Here is a 20,388-nt window from a genome sequence, read left to right as displayed (position 1 = left end):
GATCAGCGGACCTTGCCCTCCTTCCAGGCGGCCAGCAGGTTCTCATACGGAATGGTCTCGCCCTTGGGCTTCTCGTTGGCCAGCTTCTTCCACGGCGCGTGCTGGTCCGACAACCACTTGGACGGGTCGCTCTTGGGATTGAGCTTGGGCGCGCACTGCGCCATGCCGGCCCGTTCCAGGCGCGCCATCACCTGATCCATTTCATTGGCCAGGTTGTCCATCGCGGCCTGCGGGGTCTTTTCGCCGGTGACGGCCGTGGCCACGTTCTTCCACCACAGTTGCGCCAGCTTCGGATAGTCGGGCACGTTGTTGCCGGTGGGCGTCCACGCCACGCGCGCCGGGCTGCGGTAGAACTCGATCAGGCCGCCATAGTTGGCCGCGTTCTTGGTGAAGAAGTCGCTATGGATGTCGCTGTCGCGGATGAAGGTCAGGCCGGTGATCGATTTTTTCAACGACACGGACTTGGACGTGACGAACTGTGCGTACAGCCAGGCGGCGGCCATCTTGTCGGGGTTGGTGGACTTGAAGAACGTCCACGAGCCCACGTCCTGATAGCCGTTCTGCATGCCGTCCTTCCAGTACGGGCCATAGGGCGACGGCGCCATGCGCCATTTCGGCGTGCCGTCATCGTTGACCACCGGCAGCCCCTTCTTGGTCATGTCGGCCGTGAACGCCGTGTACCAGAAGATCTGCTGGGCGATCTGCCCCTGCGCGGGCACGGGGCCGGATTCCGAGAACGTCATGCCCATCGCCTGCTGCGGCGCGTACTTCTTCATCCAGTCGATGTACTTGGTCAGTGCATAGACGGCGGCCGGGCTGTTGGTGGCGCCCCCGCGCGAGACCGATGCCCCGACCGGCGTGCATTTGTCGTCCGCCACGCGGATGCCCCATTCGTCCACCGGCATGCCGTTGGGCAGGCCCTTGTCGGCAGCGCCGGCCATCGACAGCCACGCATCGGTAAAACGCCAACCCAGCGACGGATCCTTCTTGCCGTAGTCCATGTGGCCATAGACTTTCTTGCCATCGATCTCCTTGACGTCGTTCGAGAAGAAATCGGCAATGTCTTCATAAGCGGACCAGTTGGTCGGCACGCCCAGATCGTAGCCATACTTGGCTTTGAACTTGTCTTTCAGGTCCTGCCGCGCGAACCAGTCGGCGCGGAACCAATAGACGTTGGCGAACTGCTGGTCGGGCAACTGGTACAGCTTGCCATCGGGCGCGGTGGTGAACTTGGTGCCGATGAAATCCTTGATGTCCAGCTCGGGGTTGGTCCATTCCTTGCCCGCGCCCGCCATGTAGTCGGACAGCGGCAGGATGGCGCCGTAGCGGTAGTGCGTGCCGATCAGGTCCGAATCGGAAATCCAGCCGTCGTAGATCGACTTGCCCGACTGCATGGACGTCTGCAATTTTTCGACGACGTCGCCTTCCTGGATCAGGTCGTGATTGACCTTGATGCCGGTGATTTCACTGAAGGCCTTGGCCAGCGTCTTGGACTCGTACTCATGCGTGGTGATGGTTTCGGACACGACGCTGATTTCGTTGACGCCACGGGCCTTGAGCTTGGCCGCCGCGTCCATGAACCACTTCATCTCCGCCATCTGCTGGTCTTTGGACAGCGTGGAAGGCTGGAACTCGGAATCCACCCACTTCTTCGCTTCCGGCTCGCCGGCCCAAGCCCCTGACGTTCCGATCAGGGCGATAGCGGCCGCCATGGCGTGCATGCGCAATTTCATGACCTGTCTCCTCGAATACCCTTCCCCTTCTGTTCTGCTGCGGACCTCTGGCCGGGGAAGATGCGGGCCCGTAGTCCTTCAAAACCTTCCATCCCGAACCGCCTGGGGTCGATGCGCCCCTTCAGCCTTTTCTCATGATGAAGGCCAGCAACAGCATGGACGCCACAAAGCTGATCCACACCGATGGCGGCTCATCCAGCGAAAACCATTGCACTGCCTTCTGCCCCAGGCCCAGGAACGCCAGATTGAGCCAGGCTGCGGCCATCAGGCCGATGAACAGCCGGTCGCCGCGCGTCGTGCGCAGCGGCAGAAAGCCCTTGCGTTCGACAGTGGGCGACTTCAATTCCCAGATCGTCATGCCGATCAGCATCAGCACGATGCACGAAAAGAACACCGCGACGGGCGTGGTCCAAACCATCCAGCTGAACATGGCGCCCTCCCTTTACACGCGGCCCATCGCGAAGCCCTTCGCGATGTAATGGCGCACGAACCAGATGACGATGCCGCCCGGCACGATGGTCAACACGCCCGCCGCCGCCAGCACGCCCCAGTCCATGCCCGATGCCGACACGGTGCGCGTCATGGTGGCCACAATGGGCTTGGCGTTGACAGAGGTCAGCGTGCGCGCCAGCAGCAATTCCACCCAGCTGAACATGAAGCAGAAGAACGCGGCCACGCCCACGCCCGACTTGATCAGCGGCAGGAAGATCGTCAGGAAAAAGCGCGGGAAGGAATAGCCGTCCACATAGGCGGTCTCGTCTATTTCACGCGGCACGCCGGACATGAATCCTTCCAGGATCCACACGGCCAGCGGCACGTTGAACACCAGGTGCGCCAGCGCCACGGCCAGGTGCGTGTCCATCAGGCCGAACGAGCTGTACAGCTGGAAGAACGGCAGCAGGAACACGGCGGGCGGCGTCATGCGGTTGGTCAGCAGCCAGAAGAACACGTGCTTGTCGCCGATGAAGCGATAGCGCGAAAACGCATAGGCGGCCGGCAGCGCCACCGCCAACGAAATCACGGTGTTGATGACCACGTAGATCAACGAATTGATATAGCCGGAATACCAGGCCGGGTCGGTGAAGATGGTGCGGTAATGCTCGAAGGTGAAGTCGCGCGGCCACAGCGTCAGGGTGCTGACGATCTCGGTGTTCGTCTTGAACGACATGTTCAGCATCCAGTACAGCGGCAGGATGGCGAACACCAGGTAAAGGATCAGGAAGGCCGAACGCCACCAGGTCGATTGGTCACGCATGGGGATGCTCCTCGTCCAGGCCACCGGCCGTACCCGCGCGCTGCATCCAGTTGTAGAGGATGAAGCACAGCAGCAGGATGATCAGGAAATAGATGATCGAGAACGCGGCGGCGGGGCCCAGGTCGAACTGGCCCACGGCCTTTTGTGTCAGGTATTGCGACAGGAAGGTGGTGGCGTTGCCCGGTCCGCCGCCCGTCAGCACGAAGGGTTCGGTGTAGATCATGAAGCTGTCCATGAAGCGCAGAAGCACCGCAATCATCAGCACGCCGCGCATCTTGGGCAGCTGGATGTAGCGAAACACCGCCAGCCGCGACGCCCCATCGATGCGCGCGGCCTGGTAGTAGGCGTCAGGGATCGCGCGCAGACCCGCGTAGCACAGCAACGCCACCAGCGGCGTCCAGTGCCAGACGTCCATCACCAGTACCGTCACCCAGGCGTCCAGGTCGTTGCCGGTGTAGTTGTAGTCCACCCCCAACCAGGTCAGCGTCGCGCCCAGCAGCCCGATGTCGGTGCGGCCGAACACCTGCCAGATGGTGCCGACCACGTTCCACGGGATCAGCAACGACAGCGCGATGATGACCAGCACGGCCGACGCGCGCCAGCCGCTTGCCGGCATCGACAGCGCCAGCAGGATGCCCAGCGGAATTTCGATGGCCAGCACCGCCAGCGAAAAGCCGATCTGGCGGAACAAGGCCCCGTGCAGCTCTTCGTCCTGCAACACCGACGCGAACCACTCGGTGCCGACGAATACGCGGCGCTCGGGCGAAATGATGTCCTGCACCGAATAGTTGACGATGGTCATCAAGGGCAGGATGGCCGAGAACGCCACGCACAACACCACGGGCAAGACCAGGAACCACGCCCGGTGATCGATAGGCTTCATGGAATCAGCACCTCGTCGCGGTAAAAGCAGGTGTGCGGATTGAGCACCGACAGCCAGACCATGCCGCCCACCGCGGCCGGCACGACATCGCCACCCAGCCGGGCGCGCACCGGCGTGCCTTCGAAATCGGCGACCAGCAAGGTATAGGTGCCCACGTCCTGCACCCGATCCACGCGCATCGCCACGGCGCCCGGCGTGTCCGGGCTCACCACCCGCAGGTACTCGGGACGCACGCCCAGCTGAATGGCGCCCGCGCCGGCCAGCCTCGCGCCCAGCTCGGGCGGGGCGCCTTGCACGCGGGTATTGCCCACCCACAAGGCCTCGTCGCGCCAGTGCGCCGGCAGGAAGTTCATGCCGGGCGAGCCGATGAAATGGCCGACGAAGGTGTGCGCCGGACGCTGGAACAGATCGTCCGCGCTGCCCACCTGCACGGCACGCCCGCGCGCCATCACCATGACCTGATCAGCGAAAGTCAGCGCTTCGGTCTGGTCGTGCGTCACGTAGATCAGCGTCAGCTTGAATTCGTGATGGATTTCCTTGAGCTTGCGCCGCAGTTCCCACTTGAGCTGCGGGTCGATCACGGTCAGCGGCTCGTCGAACAGAATCGCCGACACGTCGCTGCGCACCAGGCCCCGGCCCAGCGATATCTTCTGCTTGGCGTCGGCGGTGAGCCCGCTGGCGCGGCGGTCCAGCACATGGGACATTTCCAGCATTTCGGCGATGCGGCCGACGCGCTCGCGGATGCGATCGGGCGGCACACCCCGGTTACGCAGCGGAAAGGCCAGGTTGTCGGCCACGGTCATCGTGTCGTAGACGACCGGAAACTGGAACACCTGCGCGATGTTGCGCGCCTGCGGCGTCTTGGCCGTGACGTCCTGGCCATCGAACAGAATGCGGCCATGCGACGGCCGCAGCAAGCCCGACACGCAATTGAGCAGCGTCGTCTTGCCGCAGCCGGACGGCCCCAGCATGGCATAGGCGCCGCCATCGCGGAACGTGAATTTCAGCGGCAGCAGCGCGTAGTCCTCGTCGACCTTGGGGTCGGCCACGTAGGAATGGGAAAGATCCAGCTCGATCTGCGCCATCAGGCCGCCTCCCCCACGCGCATAACTTGGCGCGGCGCGGCCAACAGTGCGCCGCTGGCGTCGAAGGCGTAGGTCTGGGCGGGGTCGAAATACAGCTGCACGCGTTCGTCCAGCGTGTAACGATGCACGCCCGGCAGTTGCGCCACCACGTCGCCCGCCGCCGTGCTGGCATGCACGAAGGTGTCGGAGCCGGAAATCTCGGCCAGCTTCACCACGCCGGGCATGGCGATATGCCCGGGGCGCGGTTCTACGTCCAGCGCGCCGGCGCGCAGACCCGCCGTGATATCGGCGCCCGCGTTGTCGGGCAGATCGCGGTCTACCACCAACTGGCCTTGCAACTCGAAGCCGGCGTCGGTGCGCCGGGCCGGGAACAGATTCATGGGCGGATCGCTGAACGCGCGCGCCACGCGGATCGAGTTGGGGCGGTGAAATACCTCGGCGGTGGGGCCGTATTGCAGCAGTTCGCCCGCATCCAGCACGGCGGTGTGGCCGCCCAGCAGCAGCGCTTCGCCCGGCTCGGTGGTGGCGTAGACAACCGTGGAACGCCCTTCGGCGAACAATTCCGAAAGCTCGTCGCGCAATTCTTCGCGCAGCTTGTAGTCCAGGTTGACCAGCGGTTCGTCCAGCAGAATCAACGGGGCGTCCTTGACCAGGGCCCGGGCCAGCGCCACGCGCTGCTGCTGCCCGCCCGACAGTTCCGACGGATACCGCGCCAGCAGATGGTCGATATGCAGCCGCGCGGCCATGGCGCGGACTTTTTCGCCGATGTCATTTTCGCCGCGCAGCTTGAGCGGCGAGGCGATGTTGTCGTAGACCGACATGGACGGGTAATTGATGAATTGCTGGTAGACCATGGCCACGTTGCGCTGTCGCACGGGCACGCCGGTCACATCGACGCCATCGACCAGCACCCGCCCTTCAGTGGGACGGTCGAGCCCGGCCATGATGCGCATCAACGAGGTTTTCCCTGCCAGGGTCACGCCCAGCAGCACGGTCATGGCGCCGGGCACGGGCGCCAGGCTCATGGGGCTCAGGTGCGTTTGCGAGCCGGCCCGCAAGGCAATCCTGTCCAAGGTCAGCTGCATGTAGTCTCCTCTACCTACTTATACGTCCCTGTTTTTTCCAACGGACTTCGGTATTCGGTACAGCGTCCCAGCCATTGCGCGTACCCGCGCAACAGAATGAGCATACTCTTTCAGACAGCTTTCGTTTTTTGTGCGTTTTACCCAAGAAGCGAACAAAAAACAATCTTGCAGTGCGGCATTATTTTTCGCTTTTGTTGTTTTATCATGCGAACATGACACTGAATCCACGACAGAGCGCGTTGGTCGAAATGGTGCGAGCCCAGGGCTCGGCCACGATCGAAGAGCTCGCCAAACGCTTTGACGTCACGCTGCAAACGGTGCGGCGCGACGTCAATATCCTTTCCGAAGCCGGCATGCTGTCGCGCTTTCATGGTGGCGTTCGCATCGAAGCGTCCACCATCGAGAACATTGCCTACCGCAAGCGCCAGGGGCTGCACGCCGCCGGCAAGCAGCGCATCGCCGAAGCCGTGGCGCGCGCCGTGCCGGACGGCTGTTCGCTGATCCTGAATATCGGCACCACCACCGAGGCCATCGCGCGCGCCCTGCTGCGCCATCGCGGCCTGCGCGTCATCACCAACAACCTGCACGTGGCGGACATTCTGTCCGACAACCCCGACTGCGAAGTCATCGTGGCGGGCGGCGTGGTGCGTTCGCGCGACCGCGGCATCGTGGGCGAAGCCACCATGGATTTCATCCGGCAGTTCAAGGTGGATATCGGCCTGATCGGCATTTCGGGCATCGAGGCCGACGGCACGCTGCGCGATTACGACTTCCGCGAAGTGCGCGTGGCCCGCACCATCATCGAGCAATCGCGCGAGGTCTGGCTGGCGGCCGACAGCAGCAAATTCAAGCGGCAGGCGATGGTCGAGCTGGCGCACATATCGCAGATCGACCGCTTCTTCACCGACGCCCATCCGCAGGAGCCGCTGGCCCAGGTGCTGCTGGACTCCGGCGTGCGCTGCGAAGTGGCGGCGGCCCCCAACGCAGTTTCCTTGCAAGCCTCCACGACCGGCTCGGAACCCAACCATTGAACGGGCGCGCCGGACGCGGGTTCGTCACCCGCCCCCGGCATTGCGCACGAAACCACCCTGCTTTTACCTGGCGGCCCCGCCGCAACAACTTATGAACCAACAGCTAGCCAACGTCACCCCGCCCGATCGCAACCGCCTGTTGTCCACGCTGGACAACACGCCGTCCTGGGACGTCATCGTCATCGGCGGTGGCGCGACGGGCCTGGGCACCGCCGTGGACGCCGCCTCGCGCGGCTATCGCACGTTGCTGATCGAAGGCGCCGACTTTGCCAAGGGCACGTCAAGCAAGGCGACCAAGCTGGTGCACGGCGGCGTGCGCTATCTGGCGCAAGGCAACGTCAGCCTGGTGCGCGAAGCGCTGCACGAACGCGGCCTCTTGAACCGCAACGCGCCGCACCTGGTGTGGCCGCTGGGCTTCGTGGTGCCCGCCTACAACCTGTTCGACCAGCCCTTCTACGGCATCGGCCTGAAGATGTACGACATGCTGGCCGGCAAGCTGAACCTGGCGCCCAGCCGCTGGCTGTCGCGCCGCGACACCCTGGCGAACGCGCCCACGCTGGCCGAGAAGGTCAACGGACGCGGCCTGAAAGGCGGCGTGCTGTATTACGACGGCCAGTTCGATGACGCGCGCCTGGCGATGAGCCTGATGCGCACGCTGTTCGACCTGGGCGGCACGGCGGTGAACTACGTGCGCGCCACCGGCCTGTCCACCACCAACGGCAAGGTCGACGGCGTGACCGCGCAGGACGTGATCGGCGGCGCCAGCTTCTCGTTGCGCGCGCGCTGCGTCATCAACGCCACCGGCGTATGGGTGGACGCCGTGCGCCGCATGGAAGACAAGAACGCGGCCACGATGGTCGCGCCCAGCCAGGGCGTGCACCTGACCCTGCCGCGCGAATTCCTGCCTGGCAACCGCGCCATCCTGATCCCAAAGACCGACGACGGCCGCGTGCTGTTCGTGGTGCCATGGAACGGCCATACCATCGTGGGCACGACCGACACGCCGCGCGGCGACCTGCCGCTGGACCCCGAGGCCGGCGCGCAGGACGTGGACTTCATCCTGAACACGGCTGCGCGCTATCTCAGCCGCAAGCCCACGCGCGATGACGTGACCAGCGTGTGGTCCGGCCTGCGTCCGCTGGTCAAGGCCACGGGCGAGGCCTCGACCAAGCAACTCTCGCGCGAGCACACCATCCTGGTGTCCAACGCCGGGCTGGTGACGGTGACGGGCGGCAAGTGGACCACCTACCGGCGCATGGCGCAGGACGTGGTCGACACCGCCATCCAGCACCAGTTGCTGACGCAGGCCTCGTGCCGCACGGAATCGCTGCCGCTGCACGGCGCATCGGGGCTGGCGCCGTCCCAGGAACACGCCGGCACGCCGGACAGCTATTACGGCAGCGACCTGGCCATCCTGAAAGCCCTGCCCGGCGCGGATCGCATGCTGGTCAAGGCCAGCGGGCTGTCCGAAGCGCACGTGCGTTTCGCGGCGCGTTATGAATTGGCGCGCAGCGCCGAAGACGTGCTGGCCCGCCGTAATCGCGCGCTGTTCCTGGATGCGGAAGCCGCCATGCTGGCCGCGCCCGAAGTGGCCCGCATCCTGGCCGAAGAACTGGGCCACGACGCGGCCTGGCAGCAACGCACGTTGCAGGAACTGGCGGTCGTCGCCGCCACCTACCGCTTGTAGGAAGGTTTGGGGCGCTGCGCCGGCAGCGCCCGCTTCAAGGCACCTATCAAGGCACCTTCAGCGGACTTTCCCGGATCATGGCTTCGAAGACGCGCAGCAGGTCCGGATCGCATTTCGATCCGGACTCGCGGTGCAGGATCGCCATGATGTCGGCATGCGAGCGGGCCGGATGGTATGGCCGCGCGTCGCCCAGCGCATCGTAGGAATCCGCCAGCGAAATGATGCGCGAGAGCATCGGGATGTCGTGCCTGGCCAGCCCGGCCGGATAACCTGAACCGTCGTAATGCTCGTGATGGTGGCGCACCGCCAGCGCGACCTGCTCGCGTTGCGGCATGTCGCTGTGCAGGATGATGTCGGCGCCGACCGTTGCGTGCGCCTTCATGATTTCCCAATCGTCTTTTTCCAGCCGGTGCGGCGCGTACAACACCCGATCCGGGGTGCCGATCTTGCCCACATCGTGCAGACGCGCAGCCACCGCAGCGGCCTGTTGCTCTTCTTCGCTCAACCCGCACGCCTGGGCCAACGCCACGCTAAGGGCAACCACGCGGTCGCAATGGCGGCCGGTGGCGGGGTCGCGCGCCTGCATGGCCGCGAACAGCGCGGCTTCGCAGGAACCTGGATTTTGGGGTACGTCTGGGGGCATCTGGAAGGCGCGGCGCCTGCTTCGGGCGGCGCGCTTGTATCGGAAAGTCGCAATTCTGACACAATGTGGCGCCCTCCAGACTGAACAGTCGGTAGACGCGCAAGCGGCGCAGATTCAGGCTGTGCGACGCACGCGGCCCAGGCCGCGCCGCTTGCAAGGCGATTTCAGCGCTTGAGCCGCGCCAGCAATGCCTCGGCCACGCCCACGGACGAAGCCGGATTCTGCCCGGTCACGAGCAAGCCGTCGCAAATCACATAAGGCTGCCAGTCGGGGCCGCGGCTGTACAAACCGCCCAGCCGCGTCAGTTCGTCTTCCACCAGGAACGGCACCACGTCGGTCAGTTGCACCGCCGCCTCTTCGCTGTTGGTAAAGCCCGTGACCTGGCGGCCCTGCACCAGCGGCTTGCCGTCGGCCGTCTTGGCATGGCGCAGCACGCCGGGCGCGTGGCACACCGCCGACACCGGCTTGCCCGCCGCCAGCATGGTCTCGATCAGGGCGACGGACTTGGCGTCTTCGGCCAGGTCCCATAGCGGGCCATGGCCACCGGGATAGAACACCGCGTCGTAATCGGCGGCCTGCACGTCGGCCAGCCGCTGCGTGTTGGCCAGCACGCGCTGGGCCTCGGCGTCCTGGCGGAATCGGCGCGTGGCGTCGGTCTGGGCGTCGGGGTCGTCGCTCTTGGGGTCCAGGGGCGGCTGGCCGCCCTTGGGCGAGGCCAGCGTGACGGCCACGCCCGCGTCCACGAACGCGTAATAAGGCGCCGCGAACTCTTCCAGCCAGAAGCCGGTCTTGCGGCCGGTGTCGCCCAGCGTGTCGTGGGATGTCAGCACGATCAGAATTTTCATGTTGCGCTCCTTGGGTTGCGCGCTTACTGGTCCGGGCCGACGCGCACGATGCGCTTGCCCGCGTTCTCGCCCTTGAGCAGGCCGATCAGGCCGCGCGGCGCGTTCTCCAGCCCGTCGACCACGTCTTCCCGGTACTTGATGCGGCCCTGCGCGATCAGGCCTTCCATGGCTTCGCGGAATTCGCCGTAGCGATGCGCGTATTCGTTGAAGATGATGAAGCCCTGCACCTTGAGCCGCTTGGTGAGGATGGTGCGCATCAGCAGCGCCAGGCGATCCGGGCCGTCGGGCAGGCTGGTGGCGTTGTAGGCCGATATCAGGCCGCAGACGGGCACGCGCGCCCGCGGGTTCAGCAAGGGCAGCACGGCGTCGAAGACCGCGCCGCCCACGTTTTCAAAGTAGACGTCGATGCCCTGCGGCACCGCGCGCGACAGGCGGCCGGCCAGGTCGGGGGCCTTGTGGTCCAGGCAGTCGTCAAAGCCGAGCTCGTCGACCACGTAGCGGCATTTGTCCGCGCCGCCCGCAATGCCAACGACCTTGCAGCCGTGGATCTTGGCGATCTGCCCCACCACCGCGCCCACCGCGCCGCTGGCGGCGGCCACCACCACGGTTTCGCCCGCCTTGGGCTGGCCGATGTCCAGCAGGCCCATGTAGCCCGTGAAACCGGGCATGCCCAGCACGCCCAGCGAATAGGACGGATGCTGCGGGTTGGCGCCCAGGCGCAACAGGCCCGCGCCGTCCGACACGGCGTAGTCCTGCCAGCCGGATTGGGCCAGCACCCAGTCGCCGGGCTTGAATTCGGGATGGTTGGACGCCTGCACTCGCGAGACCGTGCCCCCCACCATGGGCTGGCCGATCTGCACCGGTTCGGCGTAGGAAGGCGCGTCGCTCATGCGGCCGCGCATATAGGGGTCGAGCGACAGGTACACCGTGCGCAGCAATACCTGGCCGGGGCCGGGCTGCGGCACCTCGCCTGTTTCCAGGCGGAAATCGTTGTCGGTGGGTTCGCCGTGCGGACGTGCGGCCAGCACGATACGGCGATTGATGGACGAGGATTGCGTCATTGAAGTCCAGCCTCCAGGGGAAGCTGCCCAAGGTCTTGCAGGCAATGCCCGGGCAGCAAGATGGGGAACCGGGCCATTACACCATCGAAGTCTGCCGACCGGTTTTGTAACCCTGCCGCTCACCCCCCTTTTAATTAATTAAATACTTAATTAAACTGCGCTCCATGTCCAAACCGCTGCCCAAATCGACCCTCGCGTCGACCTCCGCTTCGACCCCCGCGCGCCGTCCTGGCCGCCCGGCGCGCCCCGACGCCGCCGCCATGCGCGCCCAATTGCTGGACATCGCCACGGGCATGTTCGCGGCGCAGGGCGTCGCCGCCACGACCATCGCGCACATCGCCCGCCGCGCGGCCGTCACGCCGGCGATGGTGCATTACTACTTCAAGAGCCGTGACCAACTGATCGACGCCGTCGTGCTGGAACGCGTGGTGCCCGTCATCGGTTATGTCTGGTCGCCCGTGCCGCTGGCCCGCGACGCCGCGCACTCCACGGAAGCGGACGCGCCGCTGGACCCAGCGACCGCCGTGCGCGGCTATCTGGCCGCCATCGTGCAGCGCATCGTGCAAAGCGCGACCGACCGGCCCTGGCTGCCCGCCTTGTGGCTGCATGAAGTGGTCAACGAAGGCGGTCAGTTGCGCGAACGCGTGCTGCCGCACGTACCCACCGAGCGCCTGGCCGCATTGGCCAGCATGATCGGCCAGGCCCGCCAGCGCGGGGCGATCACGGCGGGCGTCGAGCCGCGCCTGGTGTTCGTTTCTGTCCTGGGCCTGACGCTGCTGCCGCTGGCCACCTCGAACCTGTGGCGCCGCGTCTGGGAAGGCGATGCCCCCACGCAAGCCATCGATACCGACGCGATCGCGGCCCACGCCATCGCCGTCCTGACCGGCGGGTTGTTCTCGCCGTCCGACCATCCTGCCGCCGCGATATGACCATGCCCACCCTGCGCCCCGCCCTACTTCGCTACGCGTCCGCGCTGCCCGCGCTGGTGCTGCTCCTGGCCGGCTGCGGCCAGGACGCCACGCCGTTCTATCAAGGCTATGTGGAAGGCGACTACGTCTACGTGGCATCGTCCGAAGCCGGCCGGCTGGACACGCTGAACGTCACGCGCGGGCAGCAGGTGGACGCGGACGCGCCGCTGTTCGCGCTTGAGGCCACGCGGGAACGCGCCGCCCGCGACCAGGCCAGCGCGCAACTGGCCGCCGCCATCGCACAACTGGAAGACATCGGCACCGGCAAACGACCGCCGGAAATCGACGTCACCCGCGCCCAGCTGGCGCAGGCCGAAGCCGCAAGCCGCCGCTCGGCCACGCAGTTGCAACGCGACACCGTGCAGTTCCGCGTGGGCGGCATTGCCCGGGCGCAGCTGGACGACAGCCGCGAACAGGCGCAGTCGGACGCCGCACGCGTGCGCGAACTGCGCGCGCAACTGGAAGTGGCCAACCTGCCCGGGCGCCAGGATCAGCGCCTGGCGCAAGCCGCCCAGGTCGAGGCGGCGCGCGCCACGCTGGCCCAGGCCGAATGGACGCTCGCGCAAAAACGCCTGGGCGCGCCAGCGGCGGGCCGGGTCTTTGACACGATGTACCGCGTGGGCGAATGGGTGCCGGCCGGCAGCCCCATCGTCAGCCTGCTGCCGCCCGGCAACATCAAGGTGCGCTTCTTCGTGCCCGAAACCGTGGTCGGCGCATTGAAAGCCGGGCAGCAGGCCAGCCTGCGCTGCGACGGTTGCGGCGATCCGATACCCGTGCACATCGACTACGTGTCGGATCAGGCCGAATACACGCCGCCCGTCATCTACAGCCGTGAGAACCGCAGCAAGCTCGTGTACATGGTCGAAGCGCGCCCCGCGCCCGAGGCCGCCGCGCGTTTGCATCCCGGCCAACCCGTCGAGGCCACGCTGCAATGACCACGCCTGACAGCAGCGCCCAGACTGCCAGCAACGCCCCGAACGCCGGCAAGGCCGTGATCGACGTGCGCGGCCTGAACAAGCGTTTTGGTGACAAGCACGTCGTCAACGACGTGTCGCTGCGCGTGCAGGAAGGCGAGATCTTCGGCTTCCTGGGGCCGAACGGCAGCGGCAAGACCACCTGCATCCGGCTGATGTGCGGCCTGTTGACGCCGGATTCGGGCAGCGGCACGTGCCTGGGTTACGACATCGTGAAGGAGAGCGCAGAGATCAAGCGTCACGTCGGCTACATGACGCAGAAGTTCTCGTACTGGGACGACCTGACGATCCGCGAAAACCTGGACTTCGTTGCGCGCATGTACGACATGCCGCAACGCAAGCAGACCGTGGACCGCGCGCTGGAGGACCTGGGCCTGCACACCCGCGCCAATCAGTTGACCGGCTCGTTGTCGGGCGGCTGGAAGCAGCGCATGGCGCTGGCCGCCTGCCTGCTGCACGAACCGCGCCTGTTGCTGCTGGACGAGCCCACGGCTGGCGTGGATCCGACCGCGCGGCGCGACTTCTGGGAACAACTGCATGAGTTGGCGGCGCGCGGCATCTCGGTGCTGGTCAGCACGCATTACATGGACGAAGCCGAACGCTGCCACAAGCTGGCCTACATCTCTTACGGCAAGCTGCTGACGCAAGGCACCGCCGACCAGGTGATCGCCGAACAGCGCCTGTCGACCTGGGCCATCCACGGCCACAACCTGGTGCCGCTGGGCCAGCGCCTGCGCAGCGCGCCAGGCGTGGACCAGACGGTGGCGTTCGGCTCGGCGCTGCACGTCAGCGGTCAGGACGCCGAGCTGCTGGAACGCACTCTGCGCGAGGCCATACGCGGCCAGGACCTGCGCCTGGAACCCATACCCACCAGCCTGGAAGACGTCTTCATCTTCCTGATGAACCGATCCACCGACAACTTCAAGAGCCCCGCATGATGCGCCATCTGCAAGGCTTTTCGTGGGCGCGGTGGTGGAGCATGGTGCTCAAGGAATTCCTGCAACTGCGCCGCGACCGCATCACCTTCGGCATGATCGTGGGCCTGCCCATCATGCAGTTGGCGCTGTTTGGCTACGCCATCAACACCGATCCCAAGCAGATGCCCACGGCCATCATCACGGCCGATCACAGCCCGTTCACGCGCAGCTTCATCGCGGCGATGAGGTCTTCCGACTACTTCCACATCACCGAAGAACTGGACAACGAAGAGGCCGGCCGCGCCGCGCTGGCGCAGGGCCGCGTGCTGTTCGTGGTGACCATCCCGCCGGACTTTTCGCGGCGGCTGCTGCGCGGCGAACGTCCGGCGCTCTTGATCGAGGCGGACGCCACCGACCCCATGGCCACCGGCATGGCGATTGGCGCGGCCACGCAACTGACGCAGGCGGTCGCGCAAAAGGACCTGACCGGCCCCCTGGCGCGGCTGGCGGGCGGGCAGCCGCCCTTCGACGTGCTCGTGCACCGTCTCTACAACGAAGAGCAGATCTCGCAATACAACACGGTGCCCGGGCTGATGGGTGTGATCCTGACGATGACCTTGGTGATGATGACGGGCCTGGCGATGACGCGCGAACGCGAGCGCGGCACCATGGAAAACCTGCTGTCGATGCCGGTGCGGCCGATCGAGGTGATGACGGGCAAGATCGTGCCCTACATCGCCATTGGGCTGATCCAGGCCACCATCATCCTGCTGGCCGCGCATTACGTGTTTCACGTGCCGATCCTGGGCGGCCTGCTGTCCGTGTACCTGGCGGCGCTGTTGTTCGTGGCGGCCAACCTGACCGTGGGCATCACGCTGTCCTCGCTGGCGCAGAACCAGTTGCAGGCCATGCAGCTGACCATGTTCTATTTCCTGCCCAACATGCTGCTGTCCGGATTCATGTTTCCGTTCCAGGGCATGCCGATGTGGGCGCAATACCTGGGCAACCTGCTGCCGCTGACGCACTTCAACCGGCTGATCCGCGGCATCCTGCTCAAAGGCAATGGCTGGTGGGACCTGTGGCCCAGCGTCTGGCCGTTGATGTTGTTCACCGCCGTCGTCATGACCGCCGCCGTGAAGTTCTACCGCCGAACCCTGGACTGACGCGCTATGCCACGTTTCGCCCCTTCCTTCTCACCACGCCGCCTCACGCGTCGTCAGTCCCGTGCCCCGCGCCGCGCCGGTTACGCATTGGCGGCCATCGGACTCTTGGCGTTCACCGCCGGCTGCACCGTCGGACCCGATTTCGCCGCCCCCGCCGCGCCCGAGGTCGCTTCCTACACAGCAAATGGCGACGGCCTGCCCGCCAACGCCGCGCAACGCGTGCAAAGCGGCGCTGACATCCCCGCGCAGTGGTGGCGGCTGTTTCACTCCGACGCGCTGGACCAGTTGGTGCGGCAGGCGCTGCAAGCCAGCCCGACGCTGGCCCAGGCGCGCGCCACGCTGCGCCAGGCCAGCGAGAACCTGGACGCCGAAACGGGTGGCCGCCTGTTGCCCTCGGCCGACGCCAACGTGTCGGCCGCGCGCCAGAAGGTCGACCCGTCGGCGTTCGGCGTGCCGGTCGCCCAGCCGCCCCCGCCCTTCACGCTCTACAACGCGTCGATCGACGTGTCCTACACGCTGGACGTCTTCGGCGGCAATCGGCGCGTGCTGGAGGGCATGGCGGCGCAGGTCGATTACCAGGCCCACGAACTGCAAGCGGCGCGCATGTCCCTGGCGGCCAACGTGGTCACGGCCGCCATCCGCCAGGCGGATCTGTCCGAACGCATCGCCGCCACGCGCGACCTGCTGGCCGCGCAAGAGCGCCAAGAGGACATCATGCGGCAGCGTGTGGCGGCGGGCGGCATCGCCCAGGCCGACCTGAGCAACCAGGAGCTGCTGGTGGCGCAGACCCGCGCCCTGCTTCCGCCCCTGGACAAGCAGCTGTCGCAAACCACGCATCAGTTGGCGGTGTACCTGGGCGTGCCACCCGCCGCCCTGCGCGCGCCGCCCCTTCGGTTGGCCGACCTGACGCTGCCGCCCGACATTCCCACCGGTGTGCCTTCGGCCCTGACGCGCCAACGGCCCGACATTCTTGCGGCCGAGGCGCTGTGGCACAAGGCGTCGGCGGATGTGGGCGTGGCCACGGCAAACCAGTATCCGCAATTCACGCTGACAGCCAGTTTCGGATCGCAGCGCACCAGCCTGGGGGATCTGTCCAACGGCGTGAACGTGTGGAACCTGGGCCTGGGCCTGACGCAACCGCTGTTTCGCGGCGGCGAACTGCGCGCGCGCAAGCGCTCGGCCGAAGCCGGCTATGAAGCGGCGGCCGCCGCCTACCGGCAGACGGTGCTGGAAGGGCTGCAACAGGTAGCCGACGCGCTGCGCGCCGTGCAGACCGATGCCGACGCCTTCAACGCCTATGACGACGCCTGGCGCCGCGCCGCCGACGCCGAGCGCATTGCGCAGGGCCGCTACCAGGCGGGCGGCATCAGCCACCAAAGCCTGTTGGACAGCCAGCGCCAACTGCTGCAAACGCGCATCGCCCGCACCGAGGCCGACGCCGCGCGTTACGCCGATACGGCGGCGCTGCTGCACGCCTTGGGCGGAGGCTGGTGGAACGAGCCGGCCAGCCCTTGAAGCAGGCATTCCCCGCGTTTGTGACGTGTATCCGTTCAACCCGGTGTCAGCCCCGCCCTCGCGGGGTCGCGCCGGAGCATAGATTCAAACATTGTTCGGTTCGCCGCGCGCCGCAAGCATTCGCGCCGGCACCCGATCATGTCTGAGAATTCGGGTACGAAAGTAGCCTTGTGCGGGGTTAGGGAACCGGGGTTTTCGTAGCATCATGCATGCGCTCAAGCTGCAAAGATCACTACGATTCATGAACGACCTACTAGACCTGATCGTCTTCTCACCCGATCCCGACCAACGCGCGCGCCGCAGCGACGCCCTGGCCGACATGGGTTTCTCGCCGCGTCGCTGCGAAGACTCCAACGGCCTGTTCCGTCTGTTTCAGGCGCGCCGCACGCCGCTACTGGTGATGGAAGCCGAACTTTCCGATCTTTGCATGGCCGTCGCAGGTCTGCGCGCCATGGACACCACCGCCGGCATCATCGCGGTGTCTACCTTCGATTCCCCGGAAAATCGCATCCTGGGCCTGCACTGCGGCGCCGACGCCTGCTTTCAGCATGACGTGGCCACCGCTGAAATCGCCGCCGCGCTGCAAGCGCTGGTGCGGCGCGTGCCGGCCACGGGCCGCCGCCCGCTGCCGCTGGAGGCCGAACCGCGTCCCGCCGTTGCGCCACCGGCAGCCGATGCGCACGGCAAGTGGCAGTTTCTTGATGCCGCCTGGACGCTCGTCAGCCCGCAGGGAACGCGCCTGGCCCTGACCTTGGCGGAACGCGAATTCCTGCTCAAGTTGACGACCTCGGCCGACAAGCGGCTGCCGCGCGGCGACGCCTCGGGTGGCGACGCGCAGGCAGGCCGGGAATCCGTGCGCCGCACCGATGTGGTGGTCAGCCGCCTGCGGCGCAAGGCGCAGGACATGAATGTCGAGCTGCCGATCCGCACCGTCTGGGGCTGGGGCTACGCTTTCACCGGCGAAATCTGAGGGACGGCACGGGCGTATCATGCGACTGCGGGGCCGGATTGCGGCGCCCGCGTCCCATTCCACTACCCGTTACGCCCTGGATATGGAAGTCTTTGAACGCCTGACGGCCCTGCTTGCCCAGCATCAGGCCCGCCATCGCCTGATCCACCACCCCGCCGCCGGCCGCTCGGTCGAAGTGGCCGCCATTCGTGGCACCGAAGTCAGCCAGGGCGCCAAGGCCCTGGTGTGCCGCGTCAAGATTTCGTCCAACGTGCGCAAGAATGTCCTGGCCGTGTTTCCGGCCGACAAGCAGGCCGATCTGGACGCCATCGCGCGCGCGGCGGGCGGCAAGAAGGCCTCGCTGGCCTCGCAGGACCTGGCGCGCGAGCTGACCGGCTGCGAAATCGGCGCAATCCCGCCGTTCTCGTTCAATCCCGACCTGCACCTGCTGGTCGATCCCAGCCTGCGCAGCCGCCACGATGAAATCGTATTCAACGCGGGGCGGCTGGACGCTTCCATTCTGCTGAACACCGAAGATTATTTCCGGCTGGCGGCGCCCGAAGAAGCGCCGCTGATCAAGGCCTGAAGCGCCCATCCCCATGAGGCCGCCATGTCCCGCCCCCTGAACCGCCACGGCGCGCGCGGCTCCAATATGCGCTGGTTGATGAGCCTGGCGCATATGACGCCGTCGCCGGTCAGCGGTTGGGTGGCGCTGCGCGCCGCGCTGGCCATCGGCCTGCCGTGCGCCGTGGGCCTGGCGCTGAACCAGAGCGGCGCGGCGGCGCTGGTGGCGCTGGGCGCGCTGCCCGCCATCACTGGCGACAACGGCGGCCCCTATCGCAACCGCGCCCTGTCCATCGGTTGCACGGTGTTCGGCGGCGCGCTCGGTTACCTGCTGGGCTACCTGGTGGCCGGACACGGGCTGGGCACGTCCGCCGCCATGACCGTGCTGGTGCTGATCGCCAGCCTGGTAGGCACGTTCAACAACATCGCGGCGGTGGCCACGCTGCAATTCGCGGTGTATGTCATCGTCGGATCTAGCCTGACGTCCAGCCTGCCGCCGTGGATGCCGTCGGTGCTGGTGGGCGCGGGCGGGCTGTTCGGCCTGGCGCTGACGCTCGCGGGCTGGGTGGTGAACCCGATCGCGCCGGAACGCGCCGCCGTCGCGCAGGCGTACCGCAAGCTGGCGGCCTTGTTCGCCGCCATCGGCACCTCGCGCACCATGGTCGCCCGGCGCGACATGGAAGCGGCCATGACCACCGCCTACGACACCCTGCTGGCCGCGCGCGGTCGCGCCGCCGGGCCGTCGCCGCGCCTGGCCCGGCTGGCCGCGCAGCTACAGGCCTGCACGCCGCTGACCAATGCCGCGCTGTCGCTGGCGCGCGCCGGACGCGCCTTGCCGCCCGTCTGCGCGCGCGTCATGAACCATCTGGCCGACCGCGTCGAGAACGACCGCGAGCCCGCCCCGGACGACGATATCGCCGCCTTGCGCCAGGCCGGCATGCCGCAGTTGGCGGATGCGCTGGCCCAGGCGCTGCCGCTGATGCAGGGCGTCAAGGCGGCCGACGCCGACCCGCTGGCGGGCCTGGCGCCGGTGCGTCCACGCACGCCCTGGCGCGTGCTGGTGCGCACCTACCGCCCCGGCCCCACCACGATGCGCTATCTGATCCGGCTGGGTTTGTGCCTGATCGCGGCCGAAGTCGTGGCGCACGCCGCGTCGCTGCCGCGTTCGTATTGGGTGCCGCTGATCGTCGTGGTGATCTTCAAGCCCAACTTCGGCTCGGTGTTTGCGCGCGCGCTGCAAAGCTGCGGCGGCAGCGCGGTGGGCGTGGCCATCAGCGCGACCGTGCTGGCGGTGGACCACAACGGCATCGCCAGCCTGTTCACGGTGGCGCTGCTGGCCGCCTTGCTGCCCTGGTCCATCCGCCGCAACTATGGCCTGTTCTCCGCGATACTCGTGCCCATCCTGGTGCTGTTGATCGGCGCGCTGCAACCGGGAAGCTGGACCATCGCGCTGGCGCGGCTGATCGACGTCGGCGTAGCGGCAGGCATCGTGCTGCTGGTGGGCTATCTGCCTTGGATACGGATTGAGCGCAACAACCTGGACCACGCGGTGTCGTCGGCGATGGCCACGCTGGCCGCCTACTTGAACACGGTGTTCCAAGCCGACGCCGCCAACCGCCACGCGCTGCGCGCCCGCGCCTACGCCAGCCTGTCGGACCTGCGCATCGCACTGCAACGCGGCCTGTCGGAACCGCGCCTGGTCAGCCGGCGCGCGCTGGCCTGGTGGCCGGTCGAGGTCGCCTTGGAGCGTGTGGCCAACGCGGTGTCCGATACCGCCTGGTCGCTGCCCGCCGACCAGCCGCCACCCAGCCCCGCCGAGGTCGGCCGGCTAGCCCATGCCCTGAACGCCTTGAGCGAGGCCGTCGCCAACGGAGCCGCCCCACCCGCGGATCCCATCACGGCCCCCACGCCTGCGCTGGCCGACGTGTCCGCCGAAATCGAGAACCTGCGCGCGGCGCTGACCGGCCCGGATTTCGCGGCCGCCGCGCCCGGTGCGCGCCCTCCCCAACCGTCTCATCTCCAGGTCTGAA

19 protein-coding genes are annotated in these 20,388 nt (G+C 66.8%); 10 read left to right on the top strand and 9 right to left on the bottom strand.

The genetic code is table 11. From position 1 onward, the window contains the following. Positions 1–2: 2 nt before the first annotated feature. From API01S_RS04340 to API01S_RS04315, 6 genes are all read right to left on the bottom strand, one after another. A complete protein-coding gene (locus tag API01S_RS04340; protein WP_006219771.1) occupies positions 3–1,733 on the bottom strand; it encodes an ABC transporter substrate-binding protein in 1,731 nt (576 codons plus the stop codon). A 121-nt stretch (positions 1,734–1,854) separates the two neighbouring features. Beyond that, the gene (locus API01S_RS04335) at positions 1,855–2,163 is read right to left on the bottom strand and encodes a DUF2160 domain-containing protein (protein WP_006219772.1); all 309 of its coding nucleotides are present in this window, start codon (positions 2,161–2,163) and stop codon (positions 1,855–1,857) included. Between the two features lie 12 nt (positions 2,164–2,175). Further along, entirely contained in the window at positions 2,176–2,988 is an 813-nt protein-coding gene (locus API01S_RS04330) for a carbohydrate ABC transporter permease (protein ID WP_006219773.1), read from the bottom strand. Next, the gene (locus API01S_RS04325; RefSeq protein WP_006219774.1) at positions 2,981–3,871 is read right to left on the bottom strand and encodes a carbohydrate ABC transporter permease; all 891 of its coding nucleotides are present in this window, start codon (positions 3,869–3,871) and stop codon (positions 2,981–2,983) included. Before API01S_RS04325 ends, API01S_RS04330 begins: the two co-directional genes overlap by 8 nt. After that, positions 3,868–4,956, bottom strand: a complete 1,089-nt coding sequence (locus tag API01S_RS04320) for an ABC transporter ATP-binding protein (protein ID WP_061303324.1) — start codon at positions 4,954–4,956, stop codon at positions 3,868–3,870. Before API01S_RS04320 ends, API01S_RS04325 begins: the two co-directional genes overlap by 4 nt. Next, a complete protein-coding gene (locus tag API01S_RS04315) occupies positions 4,956–6,041 on the bottom strand; it encodes an ABC transporter ATP-binding protein (protein WP_061303323.1) in 1,086 nt (361 codons plus the stop codon). Before API01S_RS04315 ends, API01S_RS04320 begins: the two co-directional genes overlap by 1 nt. A 212-nt stretch (positions 6,042–6,253) precedes the next feature. Here API01S_RS04315 and API01S_RS04310 point away from each other — a divergent pair, with 212 nt between their 5' ends. Together API01S_RS04310 and API01S_RS04305 are read left to right on the top strand one after the other, a co-directional pair. Next, positions 6,254–7,072 (top strand): DeoR/GlpR family DNA-binding transcription regulator, encoded by an 819-nt coding sequence (locus tag API01S_RS04310; RefSeq protein WP_039884213.1) that lies wholly within the window; start codon positions 6,254–6,256, stop codon positions 7,070–7,072. 91 nt (positions 7,073–7,163) lie between these two features. Further along, positions 7,164–8,759: a glycerol-3-phosphate dehydrogenase/oxidase gene (locus tag API01S_RS04305; RefSeq protein ID WP_006219779.1), complete on the top strand. Its 1,596-nt coding sequence runs from the start codon at positions 7,164–7,166 to the stop codon at positions 8,757–8,759. Between the two features lie 46 nt (positions 8,760–8,805). Here the strand turns inward: API01S_RS04305 and API01S_RS04300 are convergent, their stop codons facing one another. From API01S_RS04300 to API01S_RS04290, 3 genes are all read right to left on the bottom strand, one after another. Continuing rightward, the gene (locus API01S_RS04300; protein WP_006219780.1) at positions 8,806–9,402 is read right to left on the bottom strand and encodes an HD-GYP domain-containing protein; all 597 of its coding nucleotides are present in this window, start codon (positions 9,400–9,402) and stop codon (positions 8,806–8,808) included. Between the two features lie 164 nt (positions 9,403–9,566). Next, entirely contained in the window at positions 9,567–10,247 is a 681-nt protein-coding gene (locus API01S_RS04295) for a type 1 glutamine amidotransferase domain-containing protein (RefSeq protein ID WP_006219781.1), read from the bottom strand. Between the two features lie 23 nt (positions 10,248–10,270). After that, entirely contained in the window at positions 10,271–11,308 is a 1,038-nt protein-coding gene (locus tag API01S_RS04290; protein WP_006219782.1) for an NADP-dependent oxidoreductase, read from the bottom strand. Between the two features lie 164 nt (positions 11,309–11,472). Between API01S_RS04290 and API01S_RS04285 the strand changes: the two genes are divergently transcribed. The 8 genes from API01S_RS04285 to API01S_RS04250 all read left to right on the top strand — a co-directional run bounded on the left by API01S_RS04285 (position 11,473) and on the right by API01S_RS04250 (position 20,387). After that, positions 11,473–12,237 carry a TetR/AcrR family transcriptional regulator gene (locus API01S_RS04285; RefSeq protein WP_061303321.1) on the top strand — a complete coding sequence of 255 codons (765 nt, stop codon included), beginning with the start codon at positions 11,473–11,475 and terminating at the stop codon, positions 12,235–12,237. A gap of 2 nt (positions 12,238–12,239) precedes the next feature. Next, positions 12,240–13,211, top strand: coding sequence for an HlyD family secretion protein (locus tag API01S_RS04280; protein ID WP_061303870.1), 972 nt, complete (start codon positions 12,240–12,242; stop codon positions 13,209–13,211). Beyond that, entirely contained in the window at positions 13,208–14,188 is a 981-nt protein-coding gene (locus tag API01S_RS04275; protein ID WP_050730320.1) for an ABC transporter ATP-binding protein, read from the top strand. The genes API01S_RS04280 and API01S_RS04275 overlap by 4 nt, the downstream gene beginning before the upstream one ends. Further along, complete coding sequence (locus API01S_RS04270; protein ID WP_006219786.1) at positions 14,185–15,330, top strand: ABC transporter permease; 1,146 nt, start codon at positions 14,185–14,187, stop codon at positions 15,328–15,330. Before API01S_RS04275 ends, API01S_RS04270 begins: the two co-directional genes overlap by 4 nt. A 6-nt stretch (positions 15,331–15,336) precedes the next feature. Further along, positions 15,337–16,845: an efflux transporter outer membrane subunit gene (locus API01S_RS04265; protein WP_254598497.1), complete on the top strand. Its 1,509-nt coding sequence runs from the start codon at positions 15,337–15,339 to the stop codon at positions 16,843–16,845. A 241-nt stretch (positions 16,846–17,086) separates the two neighbouring features. Continuing rightward, positions 17,087–17,815: a response regulator transcription factor gene (locus API01S_RS04260; protein WP_061303316.1), complete on the top strand. Its 729-nt coding sequence runs from the start codon at positions 17,087–17,089 to the stop codon at positions 17,813–17,815. Positions 17,816–17,897: 82 nt separating this feature from the next. Next, positions 17,898–18,380, top strand: coding sequence for a YbaK/prolyl-tRNA synthetase associated domain-containing protein (locus API01S_RS04255; protein WP_006219789.1), 483 nt, complete (start codon positions 17,898–17,900; stop codon positions 18,378–18,380). Positions 18,381–18,404: 24 nt separating this feature from the next. Further along, the gene (locus API01S_RS04250) at positions 18,405–20,387 is read left to right on the top strand and encodes an FUSC family protein (protein WP_061303314.1); all 1,983 of its coding nucleotides are present in this window, start codon (positions 18,405–18,407) and stop codon (positions 20,385–20,387) included. The last annotated feature ends 1 nt before the right edge of the window (position 20,388 follow it).

The organism is Achromobacter piechaudii NBRC 102461 (assembly GCF_001571245.1).
Lineage (GTDB): Bacteria > Pseudomonadota > Gammaproteobacteria > Burkholderiales > Burkholderiaceae_B > Achromobacter > Achromobacter piechaudii.
The sequence above is the reverse complement of the archived record's forward strand: the minus strand, read 5'-3'. Positions and strand labels throughout refer to the sequence as shown.

What these genes read in the sequence shown, in the direction of transcription:
- API01S_RS04265 (WP_254598497.1), top strand. Translation starts at nt 15,337, where the DNA reads ATGCCACGTTTCGCCCCTTCCTTCTCACCACGCCGCCTCACGCGTCGT.
- API01S_RS04335 (WP_006219772.1), bottom strand. Translation starts at nt 2,163, where the DNA reads ATGTTCAGCTGGATGGTTTGGACCACGCCCGTCGCGGTGTTCTTTTCG.
- API01S_RS04325 (WP_006219774.1), bottom strand. Translation starts at nt 3,871, where the DNA reads ATGAAGCCTATCGATCACCGGGCGTGGTTCCTGGTCTTGCCCGTGGTG.
- API01S_RS04315 (WP_061303323.1), bottom strand. Translation starts at nt 6,041, where the DNA reads ATGCAGCTGACCTTGGACAGGATTGCCTTGCGGGCCGGCTCGCAAACG.
- API01S_RS04250 (WP_061303314.1), top strand. Translation starts at nt 18,405, where the DNA reads ATGTCCCGCCCCCTGAACCGCCACGGCGCGCGCGGCTCCAATATGCGC.
- API01S_RS04260 (WP_061303316.1), top strand. Translation starts at nt 17,087, where the DNA reads ATGAACGACCTACTAGACCTGATCGTCTTCTCACCCGATCCCGACCAA.
- API01S_RS04310 (WP_039884213.1), top strand. Translation starts at nt 6,254, where the DNA reads ATGACACTGAATCCACGACAGAGCGCGTTGGTCGAAATGGTGCGAGCC.
- API01S_RS04320 (WP_061303324.1), bottom strand. Translation starts at nt 4,956, where the DNA reads ATGGCGCAGATCGAGCTGGATCTTTCCCATTCCTACGTGGCCGACCCC.
- API01S_RS04300 (WP_006219780.1), bottom strand. Translation starts at nt 9,402, where the DNA reads ATGCCCCCAGACGTACCCCAAAATCCAGGTTCCTGCGAAGCCGCGCTG.
- API01S_RS04340 (WP_006219771.1), bottom strand. Translation starts at nt 1,733, where the DNA reads ATGAAATTGCGCATGCACGCCATGGCGGCCGCTATCGCCCTGATCGGA.
- API01S_RS04290 (WP_006219782.1), bottom strand. Translation starts at nt 11,308, where the DNA reads ATGACGCAATCCTCGTCCATCAATCGCCGTATCGTGCTGGCCGCACGT.
- API01S_RS04305 (WP_006219779.1), top strand. Translation starts at nt 7,164, where the DNA reads ATGAACCAACAGCTAGCCAACGTCACCCCGCCCGATCGCAACCGCCTG.
- API01S_RS04295 (WP_006219781.1), bottom strand. Translation starts at nt 10,247, where the DNA reads ATGAAAATTCTGATCGTGCTGACATCCCACGACACGCTGGGCGACACC.
- API01S_RS04330 (WP_006219773.1), bottom strand. Translation starts at nt 2,988, where the DNA reads ATGCGTGACCAATCGACCTGGTGGCGTTCGGCCTTCCTGATCCTTTAC.
- API01S_RS04285 (WP_061303321.1), top strand. Translation starts at nt 11,473, where the DNA reads ATGTCCAAACCGCTGCCCAAATCGACCCTCGCGTCGACCTCCGCTTCG.
- API01S_RS04275 (WP_050730320.1), top strand. Translation starts at nt 13,208, where the DNA reads ATGACCACGCCTGACAGCAGCGCCCAGACTGCCAGCAACGCCCCGAAC.
- API01S_RS04255 (WP_006219789.1), top strand. Translation starts at nt 17,898, where the DNA reads ATGGAAGTCTTTGAACGCCTGACGGCCCTGCTTGCCCAGCATCAGGCC.
- API01S_RS04280 (WP_061303870.1), top strand. Translation starts at nt 12,240, where the DNA reads ATGCCCACCCTGCGCCCCGCCCTACTTCGCTACGCGTCCGCGCTGCCC.
- API01S_RS04270 (WP_006219786.1), top strand. Translation starts at nt 14,185, where the DNA reads ATGATGCGCCATCTGCAAGGCTTTTCGTGGGCGCGGTGGTGGAGCATG.